At 54.3% G+C, this 18,868-nt stretch carries 16 protein-coding genes, 1 tRNA gene and 2 pseudogenes; 10 read left to right on the top strand and 9 right to left on the bottom strand.

The features are described 5' to 3' along the window. Positions 1 to 43: 43 nt before the first annotated feature. The 7 genes and pseudogenes from ACR0LL_RS19330 to ACR0LL_RS19360 all read left to right on the top strand — a co-directional run. Positions 44 to 478, top strand: a pseudogene (locus ACR0LL_RS19330) (IS5 family transposase); the annotation flags it as partial. A gap of 41 nt (positions 479 to 519) precedes the next feature. After that, entirely contained in the window at positions 520 to 1,104 is a 585-nt protein-coding gene (locus ACR0LL_RS19335) for an SRPBCC family protein (protein WP_480588783.1), read from the top strand. A 1,076-nt stretch (positions 1,105 to 2,180) separates the two neighbouring features. Beyond that, the gene (locus tag ACR0LL_RS19340) at positions 2,181 to 3,644 is read left to right on the top strand and encodes a tannase/feruloyl esterase family alpha/beta hydrolase (protein WP_480588785.1); all 1,464 of its coding nucleotides are present in this window, start codon (positions 2,181 to 2,183) and stop codon (positions 3,642 to 3,644) included. A 235-nt stretch (positions 3,645 to 3,879) separates the two neighbouring features. After that, positions 3,880 to 5,787 (top strand): annotated as a pseudogene (locus tag ACR0LL_RS19345) (DUF3604 domain-containing protein). A gap of 170 nt (positions 5,788 to 5,957) precedes the next feature. Beyond that, positions 5,958 to 6,608, top strand: coding sequence for an efflux RND transporter periplasmic adaptor subunit (locus ACR0LL_RS19350; RefSeq protein ID WP_480588786.1), 651 nt, complete (start codon positions 5,958 to 5,960; stop codon positions 6,606 to 6,608). A 50-nt stretch (positions 6,609 to 6,658) separates the two neighbouring features. Then, complete coding sequence (locus tag ACR0LL_RS19355; RefSeq protein WP_480588788.1) at positions 6,659 to 6,826, top strand: hypothetical protein; 168 nt, start codon at positions 6,659 to 6,661, stop codon at positions 6,824 to 6,826. Positions 6,827 to 7,427: 601 nt separating this feature from the next. Then, positions 7,428 to 7,928: a GNAT family N-acetyltransferase gene (locus ACR0LL_RS19360; RefSeq protein ID WP_480588789.1), complete on the top strand. Its 501-nt coding sequence runs from the start codon at positions 7,428 to 7,430 to the stop codon at positions 7,926 to 7,928. Positions 7,929 to 8,169: 241 nt separating this feature from the next. On the opposite strand, the gene ACR0LL_RS19365 is transcribed toward ACR0LL_RS19360, so the two are convergent. The 8 genes from ACR0LL_RS19365 to ACR0LL_RS19400 form a co-directional block, all read right to left on the bottom strand. Beyond that, positions 8,170 to 8,658, bottom strand: a complete 489-nt coding sequence (locus tag ACR0LL_RS19365; protein WP_480588790.1) for a phosphoglycerate mutase family protein — start codon at positions 8,656 to 8,658, stop codon at positions 8,170 to 8,172. Between the two features lie 157 nt (positions 8,659 to 8,815). Continuing rightward, entirely contained in the window at positions 8,816 to 9,934 is a 1,119-nt protein-coding gene (locus tag ACR0LL_RS19370; protein WP_480588791.1) for an NAD(P)-dependent oxidoreductase, read from the bottom strand. Between the two features lie 264 nt (positions 9,935 to 10,198). Then, a complete protein-coding gene (locus ACR0LL_RS19375) occupies positions 10,199 to 11,224 on the bottom strand; it encodes a site-specific integrase (protein WP_267365681.1) in 1,026 nt (341 codons plus the stop codon). Positions 11,225 to 11,276: 52 nt separating this feature from the next. Continuing rightward, positions 11,277 to 11,702: a hypothetical protein gene (locus ACR0LL_RS19380; protein WP_267365683.1), complete on the bottom strand. Its 426-nt coding sequence runs from the start codon at positions 11,700 to 11,702 to the stop codon at positions 11,277 to 11,279. Beyond that, the gene (locus ACR0LL_RS19385; RefSeq protein ID WP_480588793.1) at positions 11,695 to 11,901 is read right to left on the bottom strand and encodes a helix-turn-helix transcriptional regulator; all 207 of its coding nucleotides are present in this window, start codon (positions 11,899 to 11,901) and stop codon (positions 11,695 to 11,697) included. The genes ACR0LL_RS19380 and ACR0LL_RS19385 overlap by 8 nt, the downstream gene beginning before the upstream one ends. 146 nt (positions 11,902 to 12,047) lie before the next feature. After that, complete coding sequence (locus tag ACR0LL_RS19390; RefSeq protein WP_267365687.1) at positions 12,048 to 12,959, bottom strand: hypothetical protein; 912 nt, start codon at positions 12,957 to 12,959, stop codon at positions 12,048 to 12,050. A gap of 20 nt (positions 12,960 to 12,979) precedes the next feature. Beyond that, positions 12,980 to 14,176 carry a tyrosine-type recombinase/integrase gene (locus ACR0LL_RS19395; RefSeq protein WP_267365689.1) on the bottom strand — a complete coding sequence of 399 codons (1,197 nt, stop codon included), beginning with the start codon at positions 14,174 to 14,176 and terminating at the stop codon, positions 12,980 to 12,982. A 165-nt stretch (positions 14,177 to 14,341) separates the two neighbouring features. Beyond that, positions 14,342 to 14,417 (bottom strand) — tRNA-Thr (locus ACR0LL_RS19400). A gap of 181 nt (positions 14,418 to 14,598) precedes the next feature. Here ACR0LL_RS19400 and ACR0LL_RS19405 point away from each other — a divergent pair. Further along, entirely contained in the window at positions 14,599 to 15,468 is an 870-nt protein-coding gene (locus ACR0LL_RS19405; RefSeq protein ID WP_480588795.1) for a hypothetical protein, read from the top strand. Between the two features lie 22 nt (positions 15,469 to 15,490). Here the strand turns inward: ACR0LL_RS19405 and ACR0LL_RS19410 are convergent, their stop codons facing one another. Continuing rightward, complete coding sequence (locus ACR0LL_RS19410) at positions 15,491 to 16,387, bottom strand: LysR substrate-binding domain-containing protein (RefSeq protein ID WP_480588796.1); 897 nt, start codon at positions 16,385 to 16,387, stop codon at positions 15,491 to 15,493. A 101-nt stretch (positions 16,388 to 16,488) separates the two neighbouring features. On the opposite strand from ACR0LL_RS19410, the gene ACR0LL_RS19415 reads away from it, so the two are divergent. Both ACR0LL_RS19415 and ACR0LL_RS19420 read left to right on the top strand, forming a co-directional pair. Continuing rightward, positions 16,489 to 17,661: a pyridoxal phosphate-dependent aminotransferase gene (locus ACR0LL_RS19415; RefSeq protein WP_480588805.1), complete on the top strand. Its 1,173-nt coding sequence runs from the start codon at positions 16,489 to 16,491 to the stop codon at positions 17,659 to 17,661. Further along, entirely contained in the window at positions 17,658 to 18,860 is a 1,203-nt protein-coding gene (locus ACR0LL_RS19420; RefSeq protein ID WP_209508024.1) for an acyl-CoA dehydrogenase, read from the top strand. The genes ACR0LL_RS19415 and ACR0LL_RS19420 overlap by 4 nt, the downstream gene beginning before the upstream one ends. Positions 18,861 to 18,868 lie beyond the last annotated feature (8 nt).

Below are 18,868 nucleotides of genomic sequence, written 5' to 3' on the forward strand. Positions count from 1 at the left end.
GTGAGGGATTCACTGTGTGAATCCAGCATGATAGCTGAAGGGCATGAGCAGTTGGGCACCCAAGAAGTACACGACCACAAACTGGTCGGCTTACAATGAAGCGTTGAAGCAACGCGGATCACTGACGATCTGGTTTGATCCGGCGATGATCTGGATCCCACCGCCTAGCGGCAAACGCGGCCGGCAGCAGCAATTCAGCGACGCGGCCATCCAAACCTGTCTGACAATGAAAGTCCTGTTAGGAATGCCGTTGCGGCAGACAACGGGTTTTGTGCAGAGCCTGTTGACGCTGGTCGGATTGGATTGGGCGGTACCGGACTACAGTACATTGTGCCGCCGACAGAAAACCCTGAACGTGAACATTCCGTATCGCGGTGGTGATGGCCCGCTGAACCTGCTGATCGACAGCACTGGCATCAAGGCCGAAGGTGAAGGTGAGTGGAACGCGCGCAAGCATGGTGGTCCGAAGCGCCGCATACTCGCAGCTATGCCCTGTTCAGTGAAGCGGCTGCAGACGCGATGAACATCAGCGACATAATGGAACTCTTCTCAGAGGATATCGATCATTTTGGGGAAGTCCGCATGAAAGTCTATGATCTGGCCAAGTCATGGAAAATGATGCGTGCTGACCGTCAACGCGAATTCCTTGAAGAGCAAGATGGCGTGTGGACAACGCGATATCATTTCGACGCCCCGATCGGGATGGTTTGGGAAGCTTTGGTTGCGCCCGAACATAAACTAAAGTGGATGAACCGCGTGAGCGACATCAAGATGGAAAACCCCCTGGGCCGCATTGGACCGGGTTCGGCCTACCATTGCGCGCACGAAATGGCGCAATTCTTCTATCGTATCACAGATTGGGAACCCTTTGATTACTTTTCGACGCGCATTCTAGACCCTGCACGCCCAGGTATCAGTTTTCCCGAGACCTACCATCTGACGGAAACAACTTCGGGCACGGAATTGCGTTACTCAATGGGTAGAGCCACTGACGCTGATGGCAGGCGTTCGGAAATTTCGGAGCAAGATTGTTCCGCGTTTCTAGCTGAGCTCTGGGCCGTGTCATTTGCCGACATGAATGCGCAACTCCGGCAATCCCAATAGATTTTTCATCCAAAGATCGAACGCAAGCATTCAAGCTGAGTTATGAAAAGTCGGGGCTATCCTGTCTTTCCCATTGGTGAGCCATGCAGTGGAATTGCTTTTTGAACCTGCCCTTAGAGGGCAATCGGCTATGGCCATATCCTTGTCGTTCGTCGCGTCAAAACGATAAACAAGCTGCCACCGAAACCCATGCTGTGCAAGAGAGCACAGAAATCCTATGGCGGCTCTGTCCCGCGTCGAGATGCTCCCGCATGACACAGTGGCGGAGCAATTGCGGTTCGGACGAAATCGACGCCTGCCAACGACAGAATTGGGGACTTGCGCTGCGTCGCAACAATGCACGCGCCACAGTCGCGAAGTGATGCTGCGACAGCAAAGGCCCAATATCCAAGGTCGTTTTGTCCGCGTTGTGTGAGCTTGTGCCTAGGCAAACTTTGCACCCGCAGCGAATGGCCGGTTCGAAGGGCCGCACCGCAGCGATCGAGGTCGACGACGAGCGGCCGCAGTGGGCCGAAAGCAGCAGCTGGACTGATCAATGCGAACGGCAGGAAAGTCCCGCATAGCAGAAACTCAGCGGATTTGATTGCTCGCACGCGCATCGATTGGCGGCTTCGAGCCCGAAGCGGACGTAACCGACGGATAAGTTAGTCCGCGCTTTTGTCACAGTTATTGTCGACTAAGAGAACGCTCTGTGTATTCGCATTTCTACAAACGTAAGAAGCTTGAGACCGACCAGGTTCAGAGCTGACTATAAGAATCAGTCTTTTTAAACAGTGTTTGTTCTCTGGAAAACGGTGCCGATATGATTGTTTGCAATCATTTGTTCAAATGCAGGGACCTGGCTTCGGCGACAAGATTCTCTGGACAGCATGGTTTTCTGGACAGTATGTTCGAACATACTCAAAAAAATGAATACATGGGAGGGGGGGACCCAAATGTGCTTTTGTTCAACGACTTTGGAAGGTCTTCAAAGACCTGCCAAGCTGGTAGGCTTTACGATAGCTGCACTCGCAACGGGAGCGATTACTGCAGCCGCCGGTGAATGCAGTTTACGCGGAATTCCCAGCGTCCCCGATATGACAGTCCTAACTGTAGAGGCGTTGTCTGAACCAGCACCGCATTGTCGTGTTATCGGTGAAATCGGCACTGAAACAGGATTTGAACTGCTGCTTCCCGACGACTGGAACGGGAAATTCGTCATGGGCGGAGGCGGAGGGTTTTCCGGTGACTTTAACAATGCGGCTATGTGGCTAGGGTACATCCTTGAGGACGGATGGGCGACAGTCACAACAGATACAGGCCATAAGGGCAATAGTATCGTTGCAACCTGGGCGCTCAACAATCTCGAACGGCAGGTCAGTTTCGGGTTTCAGGCCGTGCATCGGACTGCTGTCACGTCCCAGTCGATTATCGCCGATTACTATGGGTCAGAGATCGAGCGTAACATCTTTTTTGGCTGTTCACGCGGCGGTGGCCAGGCACTGATGGTCGCCCAGCGGTCTCCGGACTTGTTCGAAGGGATCTATGCAGGCGCTCCGGCATACTCCTGGACGAAGGAAATGGCTGGCCGGTGGACCTATGACGCCATGAACATGTTCCCCGACCCGAACCAGATTTCAACGCCAGTGATCGATGCTGACGCGCAGGCTCTTATCGGGAACGCGATCATGGAACAGTGCGACGCGATTGACGGGCTTGAGGACGGGATTCTGAATGATCCGCGACAATGCGATTTTGAAGTCTCAAGTCTGCAATGCGGAGAAAGCGGAACCAATCAGTGCCTCAGCGCCGACCAGGTCCGGGTGGCAGAAGACCTTTACCGTGAAGTGGAATTCGGCGGCACGTCCTGGTTTGGCATGCCGATGGGCGTCGAGATGCCAGGCCACCCGTTGGGGTGGTCGATGTGGAACACCGGTGGCTATGTGGAAGGCGCGGGTCTCGATTTCCACCCCGGTGATGGTGATGATGAGGGCGAGGTGTACGAAGCCCCCCCGATTCCAAACGGGACTTGGGGGTTTTCTACGCAATTGATGAAGAACTTCTTCTACAGCGATCCCGACTGGACCTATGAAGGGTATGACTACTCAGATTTTGCCCACCACTCAGCACGCCTGAGTCCGTCGCTTGATGCGGACAATCCTGACCTCTCGGAGTTCAGAGCCAAAGGCGGAAAGCTGATCCTCGACAATGGCTGGATGGACGGATCTTTGTCGGCCTACGGGACGATCGACTATTACGAGAGAGTGATAGCATTGGATCCGACCGCCGGTGACGATGTGCGCTTGTTCGTTCGCCCGGGTGTCACCCATTGCCGTTTTGGCCCCGGACCGGATGGCACCGACTACATCGCGGCGCTGGAGGAATGGCTGGACACAGGCGTGGCACCTGACCAGTTGGAAGCCCCTTTTGTACACCCGGTGACCCGAGAACCTACCAGACAGGGCGGACGTATCATCTGCGCGCACCCGACTGTTGTGACCTACGACGGTAGTGGCGATCCGAATGACCCCAGCAGCTTCAGTTGTCAAGTTCCGCAGTGAAACGCATGACCGATCGGCCCATGACGACAGATGAAGCCGATATTCGTCATCATGGTGTCGATTCAACTCGTAACAGCCGGTCGCAGCACTCGGAACTATCGTCGGCTTTGGGCTCGAAGCCCGCGAAGAATTCTCTTGCTAGCTTTTTACTGTGGTGCATGTTTTGGATCAATGCAGCGCAACAAGGAACTGATAAATTTCCAGCGTCTAAAAGTACACGATCGGGAGAGGTTGAATGAAAGTAGCGATACTTAACGGGATTGGACTCGCCGCAATTTTCGCTGGAGCGGCTTTTGCTCAAAGCTACTCCGGCGAACTAGCAATCAACCCTGATGATGTCCGACTTGGCCAGCGAGGCTATTCACCGTTTGTGGACCAGTCTTTCCCTAATAGAGTGTATTGGGGTGACACGCACTTGCACACTTCGTACTCAACCGACGCAGGGATGGTCGGGAATATGCTTGGTCCGGATGAGGCTTTTCGCTTTGCTCGCGGAGAGAAGGTACGTGCGTCCCTCGGCGACTATGCACAGCTGGTTCGCCCTCTGGACTTCATGGTGGTTGCTGATCACGCCGAGAACCTTGGGCTCGCTCCGATGATCGCCGAGTCTAATCCTCAATTGCTGACCAACTCTTGGGGACGAGCGGTTCATGACCTCGTACAATCAGGTGATCCAACTGGCGCTTTTGTAATGTGGAGCGAAGCCATGGGTGCGGTAACTGACCCGATCTCTGATGACAATCTTACACGTACTTTCTGGAACCGGATTGTCGATGCAGCTGAACGTTACAATGAGCCGGGTGTTTTCACTTCGTTGCATGGCTTCGAGTGGTCTTCGATGAAGGACCTCAACAATCTGCACCGCATCGTAATGTTTCGAGATGGCGCCGACAAAGTCGCTGACCTTGTGCCTTTCTCCAACTATGACAGCTCAGATCCTGAAGATCTCTGGGACTGGATGGAAACCTATGAGACGCGGACCGGCGGCAGGGTGATGGCCTTTGCACATAACGGCAACCTTTAAAACGGCACAATGTTCGACGAAATTAGACAAAACGGCGAGCCTGTCGACTCCGCCTATGCAGAGCGCCGTATGCGCTGGGAGCCATTATACGAGGTCACACAGATAAAAGGTGATGGAGAAACGCATCCATTGCTCGCACCCAACGATGAGTTCGCTGACTATTACCGGTGGGATCGTGGTAACTTCGGAAGTGAGTTAAAAACACCAGAGATGCTGCCACGCGAGTACGCACGTGAAGCGCTGGCTCGCGGGCTGAAATTCGAGGCGGAGATTGGCGCGAACCCCTATAAGTTTGGTATGATAGGCGCGACTGACAGCCATACGTCGCTTGCGACTGCACGAGATGACAACTTCTTCGGTAAGGCATCTCCAGCCGAACCGGGTGGTGGTGAGCACCGCTATGAAGATTTCGTCATTCAGCCCGATATTCTTGGAGAAGAGATAGCTATCCGCTCTTACGAGACACTGGCTGCTGGGCTTGCTGCTGCATGGGCACGCGAAAATACACGCGAGGCAATCTGGGACGCGTTCAAGCGCAAGGAGGTGTACGCGACTACGGGCTCACGCATGACCGTCCGCGTATTCGCTGGTTGGGACTTTAGAGCAGATGAAGTCCACCGTCACGACTTTGCTGCCGAAGGCTATGCCCGAGGTGTACCCATGGGCGCTGACCTTTTCACTGGTCCTGAAGGCGCCGCGCCCACCTTCATGGTTCGCGCGCTCCGCGACCCCGATGGCGCGAACCTAGACCGTATCCAAATTGTAAAAGGTTGGGTCAATACGAACGGAGAAACTCAAACCAAGGTCTTCGATGCAGCATGGGCGGGAGACCGCGTACCGGACGGCGAAGGCAAGCTACCTCCAGTCGGAAGTACTGTAGATGGTGCGGAGTTTACCAATACCATCGGGTCCGCTGCGATAGCTGCGCACTGGATGGACCCAGAATTCGATCCCGGAGTACGCGCATATTACTATGTCCGTGTCCTAGAAATCCCGACGCCCAGTTGGCTGGCCCACGATCAAGCCTTTTACAGCAATATCGACCTGCCTGATGATGCCGTAATGGTGCAGCAGGAACGCGCTTACACCTCACCCATATGGTACACGCCGGAGGACTGAATAACACAGGCTCTGGCGATCCGAATGACCCCAGTAGCTTCAGTTGCGAGGTTCCAAACTAGCGAGCCAGAATAGCGTTGGACCTGCCCGACGAACGTTTCGACATGTTCCACTTCGAATGTCACGAACTTTGTGTGTGACACGCCCTTTTAGTAAGGATCAAAGAGAAAATGGATTTCTTTCACAGCAATAGCTTCACAAATCGCTGTGAATTCTTCGTCGCCATCTCCATGGCATTGCTTAGCTTTTCTCAGGTGACGGCGAGCGAACTAGATGAGGTTGTCGAATTGTTGGAACGACAAGTTTTCGATGGTGTCGTTGAAGCGGGTGAACGCACACAGGTCTCGAACAGCATTAACGAAACGTTGGTTAGTGTGAACTTCATCAACGGGCAACGGGTCGAGAAAGGCGAGGTGCTTTTTGAACTTGCAAAGCAGACCTTTGAACTGGACGTCGAACTGGCTGAGAATGAGGTGCGACGACGAGAAGTAGAACTGGAAATCTCACGCGAAGCAGCCGAGCGTGCGTCCTCCCTAGCGGGCACAGGTGCTGCCACAGCGTTGAGGAAGCTGGAAACCAAACAGGCGCTTGCGCTTGCTGAAGTTGCGTTGAGGGAAGCGCAGGCAAAGTTAAAGAAGGCGCAGGTTGTTCTGTCCGCAACCATAATCAAAGCGCAGGCTTCCGGCCGGATTGTCGCCCCGAAGCATGATCTCGGAGCTTATTTGAAAACGCAGACACGCCGTCCAATTGCAGGGATTTTGGACCTGAACACGGTTCTGTTTTCGTATCTTCAGCCTTATGACACTCTCATTGCACTTTAGAACGTCTCTCCAGTGCCTATACCTAAGCTACTTAAGAAGCTTGAGTTTACGTGATCCTGCCCAATGGCACAGTATTCGAGGAGTCCGGAGAAAAAATCTCGACCGACAATGAGTTGGATGAGCAAGGTAATCTGCGCGTCTGGGCAAGGTTCAATAATCCACAGACACTTCTGATCCCAGGCCTGAAAGTCCAGGCAAAGGTCGAACTCAAGAACTAATACCTCCTTATCTGGATGCCGGTTTTACGCAAAGTGCAATTCACCTCCGTTTTGTCCTGTAGAGAACGCCTTAATCCAAGCAGAAAGAGCGACAGCGTTTATCTTTTTGCTTCGGGTGTTAATCCGCGAACAACCGATTTGTCCCGCGTCTGTGGTGTCCGTGTCAGCCGCGGCGAAAGTACGTTAACGGCTCCGCTCGAAATCATGCCAGCGAATGGCCGGCCTGACGACAACTGCCGCAATGCAGAGGATCACCTGCTGCGAGTGCGAACGAATGCTGCGTCAGCAATAGCTGCACCTGCACAAGGCCGCTTCTGTCCGCAGACCAGCCGTTCGTACACCGCGCAGAGAACGGCCGGAGAGAGCCCAAGGCAGTCATCGCGACTTCATGCTGCGCATGCATGCAGCGAAAATCTTGCCGCACTCGCATCGTCGTTGTCTCTGCGAGGCGGCGTGAAAACCGGCCATTCGAAGGCAGCGCAGCGAGGATCGTCAGGGCAAACACACACTGCGCGGACAAAGCGTACACTCGCACGTTTTGGTGGTGCTGTGTCGTCGTGCTAATATGAATTCAAATGTTCCGTTTCTGGGATTGAAGCAAATGAATGTCGTTGAAGCGCGTTCACAGGCCCAAATTGATGATGCCGCAGCCCTTATGCGAGGTTTGTATGAGGCGAACAAATCTCTCTATCACGACGATCTTCAAACTATTGAGGACTACTATCGCGGTTCGTGGTTCTTTGAGGCTGTGCCGAAAATCCCGACCGAATACTGCCCCCCACAAGGTGATGTGCTCGTAGCCTACCTGGATGGAAAAGCCGCGGGTTCCGTGGCGATTTATCGAATGGATGATGAGCATTGCGAGTTGAAATCTATGTTTGTTGAGCCGCAGTACAGGAGCCACGGGGTTGCATCGGTTCTTTGCAAAAAAGTGATCGAGCTGGCTGAAATGCAGGGGTACCGCACCGTTAGGCTGACAACCGGGGAACGCCAACTGCCCGCCAGGCGCTTGTATATGCGGCTTGGCTTCAAGATCATAACACCTTGGGACGCCAATCCTCCCGAAGGCTATGACTATTTCGAACTTGGAATAGCCAAGTAATTTCCAGATCAACTGTTTCTCTCGCACGTTTGCATGCTCGATTGGGCTCTGAGCCGCCGAATGCTTGGGCAGCAAGGACCTCATTTTGTATGGACAGGGACCGGCCATCCACGGGTCCGGCCAAGGGGTTGATATTGCGACGTTTCCGCTGATGCGCTGCCATCCGCGCCCCAAAAGTCGAGGTTCAGATTGATCGCGGCGAAACCATGGTGAGAGCCCGAAGCGGGCCTGTCAGAATGCGTCAAGGCATCAACAAATGAATGTAGGTTGGACTATCCGAAGAGGATCTAAGAACAACATAAAGATTGCCGAATTCGCTTTGGTCGATCGTGACGTCTTCAAGCACGCCCATGTATTCCAGAATTTGTGGAATGGTTTCAGCATGGGTGACAATTAGAACTGTCTCTTTTTCATGGTCGAATTCCAATGAATCGACCAACCCTGCGACATCGCCTTTTGGCAAGGCATTGATTTCAAGGCCAAGGGCGTTGGCAATTATGCCGCCGGTTTCTTGAGTTCGCAGCGCATCCGACGTGATGATGGCATCAAGGCCAACATTCCTAAGCATCTCAGCCCAATCTGCTGCGCGCTGTCTGCCCTCCGGGGTGAGGACAGGGTCAGTTCCAGACAGCTCTTTTTCACCATGTCGGATCAGATAAACTGCTTCCTGAGCTGCGGCAGAAAAACCAGTCGCCAAATTCAGAATCAGAACGGCACAAAGAAAACGCACAAAATTGCACTCCCGACTTGTGAACAGGGTGCCATCTTTTCAGGAAGAAGCTGGCAAATCAAGTTGGCGGCAGCTCTATCCCACCTGCGGATGTTGATCCACCTTAGCAGCCACAAAACATGGCGGTACATTCAGCTGACCTTTGTGAGCCAAGTTTTCAATCGGCAGCCCGCCCATCGTCTCTCAGAACTTTGAACAAGGCCATAACATGTTCATCGCCGTAGCCGGCTTTGACTGCTTTCTCAAAAAGACCTCCAACGTGGCTTGGAAACCCAGCATTCATGCCAGCGTCAATGGCTTGCTGCTTCAACAGTTCCAAAGATGCCTGCCAAACGGACAACGTGGCCGTTCTTTGATCGTAAGTTCCATCTCGGATTGTTCCGACATGATGCTGAATGCGTGCACTATCAGGAAACATCGAAATGAACTTTTGCAGTTCAACCCCCTCTGCCTCGCAAATGTTGGAAGCGTGCAGCATTCCCATGAATTCACCGAAACGGGTCGACAACCACGCCAAGTCAAGCACGGATACCGCTGCGATGTCGTCGCCGAGATACTCTATCTTCCCGCCTTGATGGCCTATGAGGCCTTCAACCGGGTTGTAGATAGAAGAGGGGCCCGAGATCAGGATATTACCGTCCTTCGTTCCCAAATCCTGGGGGCCACAGTGAATGGCTCCGTACAGAAAGTCAGCGTTTCTTTCAGCCAACCATTCTTGGTCTTCTCTTACCTGCTTTGGCAGGCTGGTGCTGAGTTGAATTATTGTTCGACCATCGAGTATCGGCTCGACCTGACTGTGCCCCAAAAGTGTAAGAACCGAATTGGGATCCTCTACACAGATTATTGAAACCGGACTCGCAGCAATTGCCTCTGAAATCGTTTTAGCGATGACGACATTCTTCGGTTCCAACGCCTCTGCCTTTTTGATTGTGCGGTTCCAAACCGTTATAGGAACGCCTCCTTTTTGGTAGGCTTTGGCGATAGCCATTCCCATCAGCCCAAGTCCAAGGATAGAAACTTCACTCATTGCTTGTACTCCAGGTAAGGGCGTGCCGAATGCATTGACCCTATGCACAAACCGCAAGTCTGCCAATGGCGGCAGTGTCCGCGTCTCGTTTGTCTGATCAGCCTGCGGCGAAAGGTTGGTTTGAATTTCGTGTATTACGATGGCTTTGAATGACCGGTCTGGCGACACCGGCTGCAACGCAGCGATGAACGTGACGCACATGCGAGTGTTTTCTGCGTAAGCAATGGCGGCTTGGGCAAAAGGCTGCAAAGTCCCGCGTCTGGATTGTCGGCGAGGGCTGCGGCGAAAGTGCGGTCTCGGTTCGGGTCAAATCGAAACCCGCGAACGACCGCTTCGACGACACGCGCTGTATCGCAACGATGGAGGCGCTGCGTGTGCGAATAGTTGCTGCGTCAGCAAAGGCCAAAAGTCCAATTCCGGCTTTGTCCGCAGCTCGGTCATTGCCGCTTTTCTCGCCAGTGTCTGCTCTGCATCAAAGCCGCCGTAGAAAACGCGCCGTTCTGCGGCCAGAACCTAGACGGAAGTCTTGGGCGTTTTGATCAGTTCGCCTTGCCGCTCCGTGCTGACAGGGAAGTACGAGCTGACCGTTGTAACGACGCTTTCGTGCCCGATGTTTTGAGAGAAGGCTTTGAAGGCTTCGCGCGTCGGGTAATGTTTGTCCGCCCAGACGGTAAGGGTTTTGCGAAATGAATGAGGGGCAAAAGTTGGCAGGCCCGCGTTCTCAAAGGCTTGTTTGACCACTGCCCGGATCGCATTGGCATTTTGATAGGTCTGTCGCTTCAAGCCGATGACCGCGAATTGACCATCGACGATACCCATTTCTGGTGGAGGAAAAAGCGGATCGTCTGGGCCAAAGAGCAATTCCGTTTGAAGATATTGCACCCATTCGCGAAAGCAGTCGGAGTAAATTTGATCAACGGGCATGAAGTACGTTGTGAAGGTCTTGGAGTTTTTCGTCTTTACCTCCCGCGCATCCTGAAAGACGTAGCCATCCACCAAGTTTATGTGCTTGAGCCTCAGAGACGCAACAGCGCCATCCCGTGCTCCCGACATCATGATGAAGGCGACGATGGCTGCGTCGCGCCGGTTAATATTTGTTACGGTAGGCATATGCAGAAAGGCATGCCGGACCATCTCCAGAGAAGGGTAGGGCCGCTCTCTTACGGCGTGCGCCACCCGCTGGCCTTTTGCGTCCATGTTGAAATAGTCGGCATCCGAGTGGCGGATGCGGCTTTTGTAGCCGGGTTGGTCGGCCAACCAGAAAACGAGACCTTTGACGTTTGACAGTCGCGATGCGATGGTCGCCTTCGCCAATGGTTTGCCTGTCCTCTTATTGATTTCAGTGTCAAGTTTGGTGCGGTAGCGGATAGCTTGTTCAATCCGGAACTTCTTAAACGAAGCGTAATTTGTGCTGGCTTCAAAATGCAGGATCGCATCGGCAGCCTTGTCAATGGTAGCTTCGTCTTTGCGTCGAGCAGCCTTGAGATATTGTAGGTATCTTCGTTTTATGCGCTCGTTTTCTTCGTTCACTTTTCTCATGCCAGTTTATCCCTTTCAGATGTGTGTTTCAAACGGTGGGAGCCGGTATCTACTAGGCTTTGCTGGCGAGGTTTTTCTTAAGCCTGAACACTTCAAAGAAATGCTGTGCCTTGGACAAGGAAATGATCCGCGACATGGGTGCTCCGCAGGTGTTGCAAATACCGTTAATTCTGCATGTTTTGCTGGTTTGGGAATGCCGCGTGACCGCCATGTCTACCGGTCGCCGCCCCGCTCTACATGAAAGACAGTAGATTTCATCCTGCGAGAGGGTCTTTTTTCTAGATGCGGATTTTACCCGGATATAGTCGCGGATCGCTTGCCCGAGGATTAGGTACGGTTTGCGTGACGCTAGCACCTCCAACCCATCTTTGATCCAGTGCCGGATAGTCGCGGGCGTCCGTCCCAGCGCATTGGCCGCTTCGATCACGTCATAAGTGCGGGATGCTTTCACCCGCATCGGGTTTGGATACTTAGCCATCGGCGTTACCCTCAAACAGCGCGCGAATGTCCTCGACCTTCCAAACCGTGGTGCGTGGACCAAGTTTTTGAGGCTGGGGAAAGCGACCGTCTTTCACACCCTGCCACCAAGCCGACTTGGAAACAGGGATGGGTCCGGCAGGTGCTAGAATTTGCGAAAGCCGTACGAGGCCAGTGCGGGGAAAATCTATACTGTCCATTCTGATCAATCCTTGTGCTAGGTGATGTGATCAGGTTCTGGATCAAAGTTTGAATACCGAGGGGAAAAAGGATTTTCCGCTCGGAATTATCTATAGATATATGATTTTAAATCGTTTTATCGCCGCTATTTCCTGAGGAAATATCTTTATTCCGGCTTCCAGTCTTCAGGTAATTTCTCTGAGCCTTCGCGGAGATACTTTCGTATCGTTTTGCTGGTTAGGTTTAAGCCCAAACGGTCCGCGATTCCTTCAATCTCATTGGGAATGTCGCTTCGTTTTTCCGTAGGGTCGAAGCCGTATGCATCAATCGCCATTGCCGCGATGAGCTTCACCATTGAGGCTCTTTCGCGACCGTCAAACTTGCTGTCGATCTTGTCAGGTACATCAGGCTTTGACGTCTCACGGGGCTCTGCTGCTCTTTTTGAAACAAGTTTAAAAAACCCTGAGTGAACGGTCAGGTTAACCTCATTGATCCAAACAAAAAGGTCCGCAAATTTTGGTTTGTGCTTTTGGTTGAATGGATCGAACTTCCGCCTGATAACCTCTCTGTGGCGGCTCATGTAAGTGGTCACTTCATCCAGCTTTTGCTTGTTGCCCCTATCATCATACTCCTTGATGGATGCTATGAACCTCTCGTCCGGCTCAAACCCGACGGAAAGCCACACAACTTCATCCAAAGAAAGAAATTCGTGTTTGGCCCAATGTTCAAAATCAGCCAACTGTTTTGTACGAAAGAGTGGCGCTAAATACCAAGGCTTCAGCCGACCAAACGCCGCCTCCATCTCTCTTCGGACTCTGGCGACCAAGTCTCTTCCGTCTTCGGATTGTGCTTCTCCGTTCGGGCCAAAAGACGCCTGAAGCTTATCGGGGTGCCACCACGACAATTCTCTACGGATTGAATCCGACATTTCGTCACGCTTCGCAAACAAGCCCGACATCGCCTTATGGTATTCTTCACCCATTGGCGGAATTTCTGGCTTTTCAGTGCTCGCTAACAAACCACCGCCGATCCTCGCAATTATTCTTTGTTGTCTTTCTAGTCTTTCCGATTGGTCCATGAATGAAACGCCAGTGCTTGCTATGGGCTCAACTTTGCCTTCAGTTCATCTACATATCCAGCCCACCAGTCTGAAAGTCTTACCCGTTCTTCCCAATGTGCGCCGCGCGCATAGGCTCTACGCACTTCGTTACGCTCTTCATGCGCCAATGCTCGTTCGATTGCGTCTGGGTTCCAGAGACCGCTTTCGTTCGCCAGCGTGGAAAACGTGGCACGGAAACCGTGCGCGGTCATTTCGTCGCCAGAGTAGCCCATCCGCCGAAGCGCAGCATTCATAGTGTTTTCGCTCATTGGCCGGTGCCAAGAGCGCAGCGAGGGGAAGAGGTATTCGCTTTCACCTGTAAGGGTGCGCAACTCGTCCAGCAACACGATTGCTTGATCCGCTAGCGGCACAAAGTGGTCGCGTCGCATCTTCATCTTTCCAGCCGGAATTGCCCATACTCTTTCTGTTTCGTCAAACTCACTCCACTTGGCGTGTCGCAATTCTCCGGGGCGCTGTGCGAGTAGGGCCAAAAGCCGAAGTGCGATGCGCGTGGTAACTTGACCTTCGAAGACGTCGATCTCGCGGAGCAATGCGCCGAATGCATTGGGATCCGTTATTGCAGCACGATGCTGTCTTGTCGGTCGGATCAAAGCATCGCGCAAAGCATAAGTCGGGTCGGTTTCGGCTAGTCCGCTTGCAACCGCGTAGCGGAACACAGACCCAATCCGTGCGCGCAACCGGTGCGCTGTCTCATAGTTGCCCTTCGCTTCGACTTTTCGCAGTGTGCGCAAGATCATCGGTGCGGTTATTGCAGTTATTGGTTTCTTGCCAAAATCGCGGTTGGCGAGCTTTAGGTGATAAGCGGTCTTGTCGAGTGTGGCCTTGGACTTTCCTTCTTTGCGCTGTTTCGCCAAGAAAGCCGCACCGATCTTTTCGAAGGTTTGGCCACTGGCTTCCGCGCGACGCAATTTCTCTTCCTGCTTGAGTTCTGATGGATCAAGGCCATCGGCAAGGTTTGTTCGGGCTGCGTCCCGCAACTCACGGGCCTTGCTTAGGCTCACGGCAGGGTAGTCGCCGAACACAATCAGCTTTTCTTTTCCGTCGATGCGATACTTGAACCGCCATGACTTAGAGCCGCTGACTTTGACCAGCACGAAAAGGCCGTCGAAGTCGCTCACTTTGTAAGGCTTTGACTTGGATTTGAGGTTTCGAATCTTGGCATCGCTCAAAGGCATCTGGGGGTACGCTCCACATCTGGCTTTTCAGCGTACCCCCAGAATGACCCCCAATCTGGGGGTACGTCGTCGGACGGCAAAAAACTGTGCTGGACAAACAATCTCATGAAAGCCCTTATATACAGGGCTCAAATGGATGTCACTGGACATTGAGATATTGGAAGATGGTGCCCCCACACGGACTCGAACCGCGGACCTACTGATTACAAATCAGTTGCTCTACCAGCTGAGCTATAGGGGCACTGGCAGTCGATTACTTCGTCCGACAGAGGACTGCAACCCTCATTTTTAACTCAAACTTGGGGATTGCCCGATTTCCTGAGAAAGTGCAGAAACCGCACGGTTGGTTCGTTGCAGATTTTCACGCGACGCAAAGACATGGAATGGGATGGACACAGCCCCTGAGGGTAAAAGGACAAAAGATGCAGGTAGTAATCCATGCCGGGGCCGCTTTCGCCGATGAAGGGCAAGTGCTGTCCTCGCTCTCGGCAAACAAGCAGGCCTTGGCGGATTGCCGTGCTGCGATCTTGGGACCGCGCGGCGGACGTCAGTTTGTCAAGGTTCTGTCTGATGCCCTTGCTCAGGATTTGTCTGATGCAGAAACACAGGACGGGCTGCACGCCCTTCTTCCGGATGATCCAAATGTTGATCGTGTCATCCTCTCGAACGACAAGTTCTTTGGCCCAACACGCTCTGCCCTGCAACATGGACAGATTTACCCTTTTGCCGGGCAGCGGACAGCCTATGTGCAGACCTTGCTGGACGATGCTCAGGTCGAAATATTTGTCGGTCTGGTGAACCCCGGTTTTTTCATACCCAAGGTCCTGATGTCGATCCATGAAGATCACCGACAGGAGATTCTGACCAGCACCGATCTGAGTTGCCTGAGCTGGTTGAGCATGATCGAAGATCTGCGCGATCTTGCACCTCAGGTGCAGCTCACTTTGTGGAAGAACGAACATCTGCCACTGATTCTGGGGGATATCACGCGCGCAATGGCGGGCCTGCCCGGTGACGCTCCTCTGGTGGATGAATATGCGTTGCTGTCTTCGCTTCTGACTGAAACCGGTCAACAGCATGTTCTGGACATCGTGCGGGGCGGTGTCGGCCTCGACAAGGACGCTCAACGCGAAGACCTTGCGCGGGTTTTCGAAGACTATGCCCGGCCCGATGAGGTCGAAGAAGAACTTGATCTGCCCGGCTGGAACGCAGACATCGTTGACGCATTTACAGAGCTTTACGAGCAGGATCTGGCAATCATCCAGACCATGCAGGGCATCCGGATGCTGTAACCCATCTGTCGCGTCCGCACCCTTACAAATGCCCTTTCGTTTGCCGGATGATCCAGTCCGCAAACGCTTGTACGGCTTCGTTCCTCTGCCCGGTCGGCGTTGCAATGAAATATGCGCTGCCCGAGGCATTCACCAATTGCCCGGTCTGGACCAGCGCGCCCGACGCCAACTCGGCCTCGATCAGGTAGGACGGCAAAATCGCAGCCCCAAGTCCGGCAACTGCGCCTTCGATCAGCATCGAGAACTGATCAAAGCGCATCCCTGGAAAAACCGCCCTGGCGTCAAGCCCAAGGCTTGCATGATACTCGGACCATAGCCCGGGCCGTGAGGTCAGATGCAACAGCGGCAGATCGAACACATGCTGTTCCTCGAAAGGCCGTTGGTCGCCCAACAACACGGGCGCGGCTGCCACGACAAGTTTTTCCGGGAACAGCTTGCGTAGCCGCGCACCGGGCCAGTCTTCGTGCCCAAAGTGAATGGCAAGGTCCACGCGCCGCTCTTCCAGGCTGAACGGTGTCGTGTAGGAATGCAAATCCAGTTCGATCCCCGGATGCAGGTGCTTGAAATCCGGCAGTCTTGGCACCAGCCACCGTGTAGCAAAGGTGGGCAGGACCGCCAAGGTCAGCAACGACGCACCGTCACCGGCCGCGATCGCACGATTGATCGTACCGTTCAGCCGCTCTAGGTCGCCTGCAAGTTCTTCAAACAAAGCGCGACCCGCTTTCGACAAGCGAACGGCGCGCCCGACCCGGCGAAACAGCGTCACCCCCAGCGCAGCCTCAAGTTCACGCACCTGGCGGCTAACCGCGCCCTGCGTCACACCAAGCTCCTCTGCTGCCATGGTATAGCTTTCGTGGCGCGCGGCAGCCTCGAAGCTGCGCATGAGGGCAAAAGACGGGAGGGAGCTGATTCTGGGCATGTCACTTATGAGTTTTAGTCACAGAAACGATACAAAACAGCGTATTTTTATCAAGTTACTTTGCAGATAGAACCTCAGTCACCTCCAGAGGAAGATTGACAGTGTTTCACCGCGCAAACCGACTAAACGGTATCGAATTGTCCGAAATCGTGCAGATTTCCGAGGCCGCCGCACGCTTGCGTTCGGAAGGGCGCGATGTTCTGGCATTGTCGACCGGTGAGCCTGACCTGCCCACCCCGCCCCATGTGGTCGAAGCTGCCCACGCGGCAGCGCTGGACGGCAAGACGAAATACCCGCCGACGGCCGGGGTGCCCGACCTGCGTGCCGAAGTTGCCCGGCAGGCCAAAGCCGAAGTGACTCAGGTCATTGTGTCCACCGGTGCCAAGCAGGTGATTGCCAATGCCATGCTGGCCAGCCTGAACCCCGGCGACGAGGTCATCATGCCCGCGCCCTACTGGACCAGCTATTCTGACATAGTGCGGATGGCGGGTGGAACGCCCGTCATTCTGCCTTGCCCGATGGATCAGGGATTCAAGCTTCTGCCGGAACAGTTAGAGGCCGCAATCACACCGCGCACGCGCTGGCTGATGCTCAACACGCCGTCGAACCCGTCGGGGGCAATCTACACGCAGGATGAGATCGCCGCCCTCTCATCTGTTCTGTCCCGTCATCCACAGGTCTGGGTTCTTGCGGATGAGATTTATCGCCATCTCAGCTTTACTCCGTTTGTTTCAGTGGCCGAGGCGGCCCCTGACCTTGCCGACCGTCTGTTGATCGTCGACGGTGTCGCCAAAGCATGGTCCATGACCGGATGGCGCATCGGCTGGGGGATCGGGCCGGTCGAGTTGATCAAGGCAATGGTGGCCGTTCAGGGGCAGGTTACATCGGGCGCCTGTTCGATTGCACAATGGGCCTCGCTTGCGGCGCTGACCGGCAGCCCGGACCTGTTGGAAGAACGCCGGGTCATATTTACCGAACGCCGTGATCTGGTGGTTGCAGGGTTGAACACGGTTCCGGGGTTGCGCTGCGCGGCTCCCGACGGGGCGTTCTACGCCTTTCCTTCCTGCGCCGGACTGCTTGAGGATCAGAGTGGACCGTTCAAAAATGACGCTGACTTCTGCACCTGGTTGTTGGAAGATGCCGGTGTCGCTCTGGTTCCCGGTCGCGCCTTCGGGTTGCCCGGACATTTTCGCCTGAGCTTTGCTTATGCCCAAGATACAATTGCAGCGGGGCTTGCACGTCTCAAAGCCGCTGTAGAAAGGAAACTCTCATGAAACCACAATCCCGCCCCCAGCTTGGCCCTTTCACTTGGGATGACCCTTTTCTGCTGGAAGACCAGCTGGCCGAAGACGAACGCATGGTGCGCGATGCGGCCAACGCCTACGCGCAGGACAAACTGCTGCCACGTGTAACTCAGGCTTTCGCCAATGAAGAAACAGACCCCGAAATCTTTCGCGAGATGGGTCAAATGGGCCTTCTGGGCACGACTATTCCCGAAGAATTCGGCGGCATCGGTGCCAGCTATGTCACTTACGGTCTGGTCGCACGCGAAGTGGAACGGGTCGACAGCGGTTACCGCTCGATGATGTCGGTGCAGTCCAGCCTCGTCATGTATCCGATCTATGCCTACGGAACGGATGAACAGCGCCGGAAATACCTTCCGAAACTGGCCAGCGGGGAGTCTATTGGCTGCTTTGGCCTGACCGAGCCCGATGCAGGCTCGGACCCCGGCGGCATGAAAACCGTCGCGAAAAAGACTGATGGAGGCTATGTCCTCAACGGGTCAAAGATGTGGATTTCGAACGCGCCCATTGCTGACGTGTTTGTTGTCTGGGCCAAATCAGACGCGCATGACGGCAAGATCAAGGGTTTTGTTCTTGAAAAAGGCACACCCGGTCTTTCAGCTCCGAAGATCGAAGGCAAACTGTCGCTGCGCGCCTCGATCACGGGTGAGATCGTGATGAACAATGTCGAGGTCGGGGAAGATGCTCTGTTGCCGGGTGTCGAAGGTCTGAAAGGGCCGTTTGGCTGCCTGAACCGCGCACGATACGGTATCGCCTGGGGATCGATGGGCGCAGCCGAGGCCTGCTGGCACGCCGCGCGGCAATACGGTCTGGACCGAAAACAGTTCGGTCGCCCTTTGGCGCAAACGCAGCTGTTCCAGCTGAAGCTTGCGAACATGCAGACGGAAATCGCCTTGGGCCTTCAGGCCGCTTTGCGCGTGGGTCGTCTGATGGACGAAGCCCGCGCAGCACCGGAGATGATCAGCCTGATCAAGCGCAACAATTGCGGCAAGGCACTTGAGGTCGCACGCCACGCACGTGACATGCACGGCGGCAATGGCATCAGCCAGGATTTCCACGTGATCCGCCACATGGTGAATCTGGAAACCGTGAACACCTATGAAGGCACACATGATGTTCATGCCTTGATCTTGGGTCGCGCGCAAACGGGCCTGCAAGCCTTCGCCTGAGGACGACA

It is taken from the genome of Ruegeria sp. AI2, from assembly GCF_056541275.1.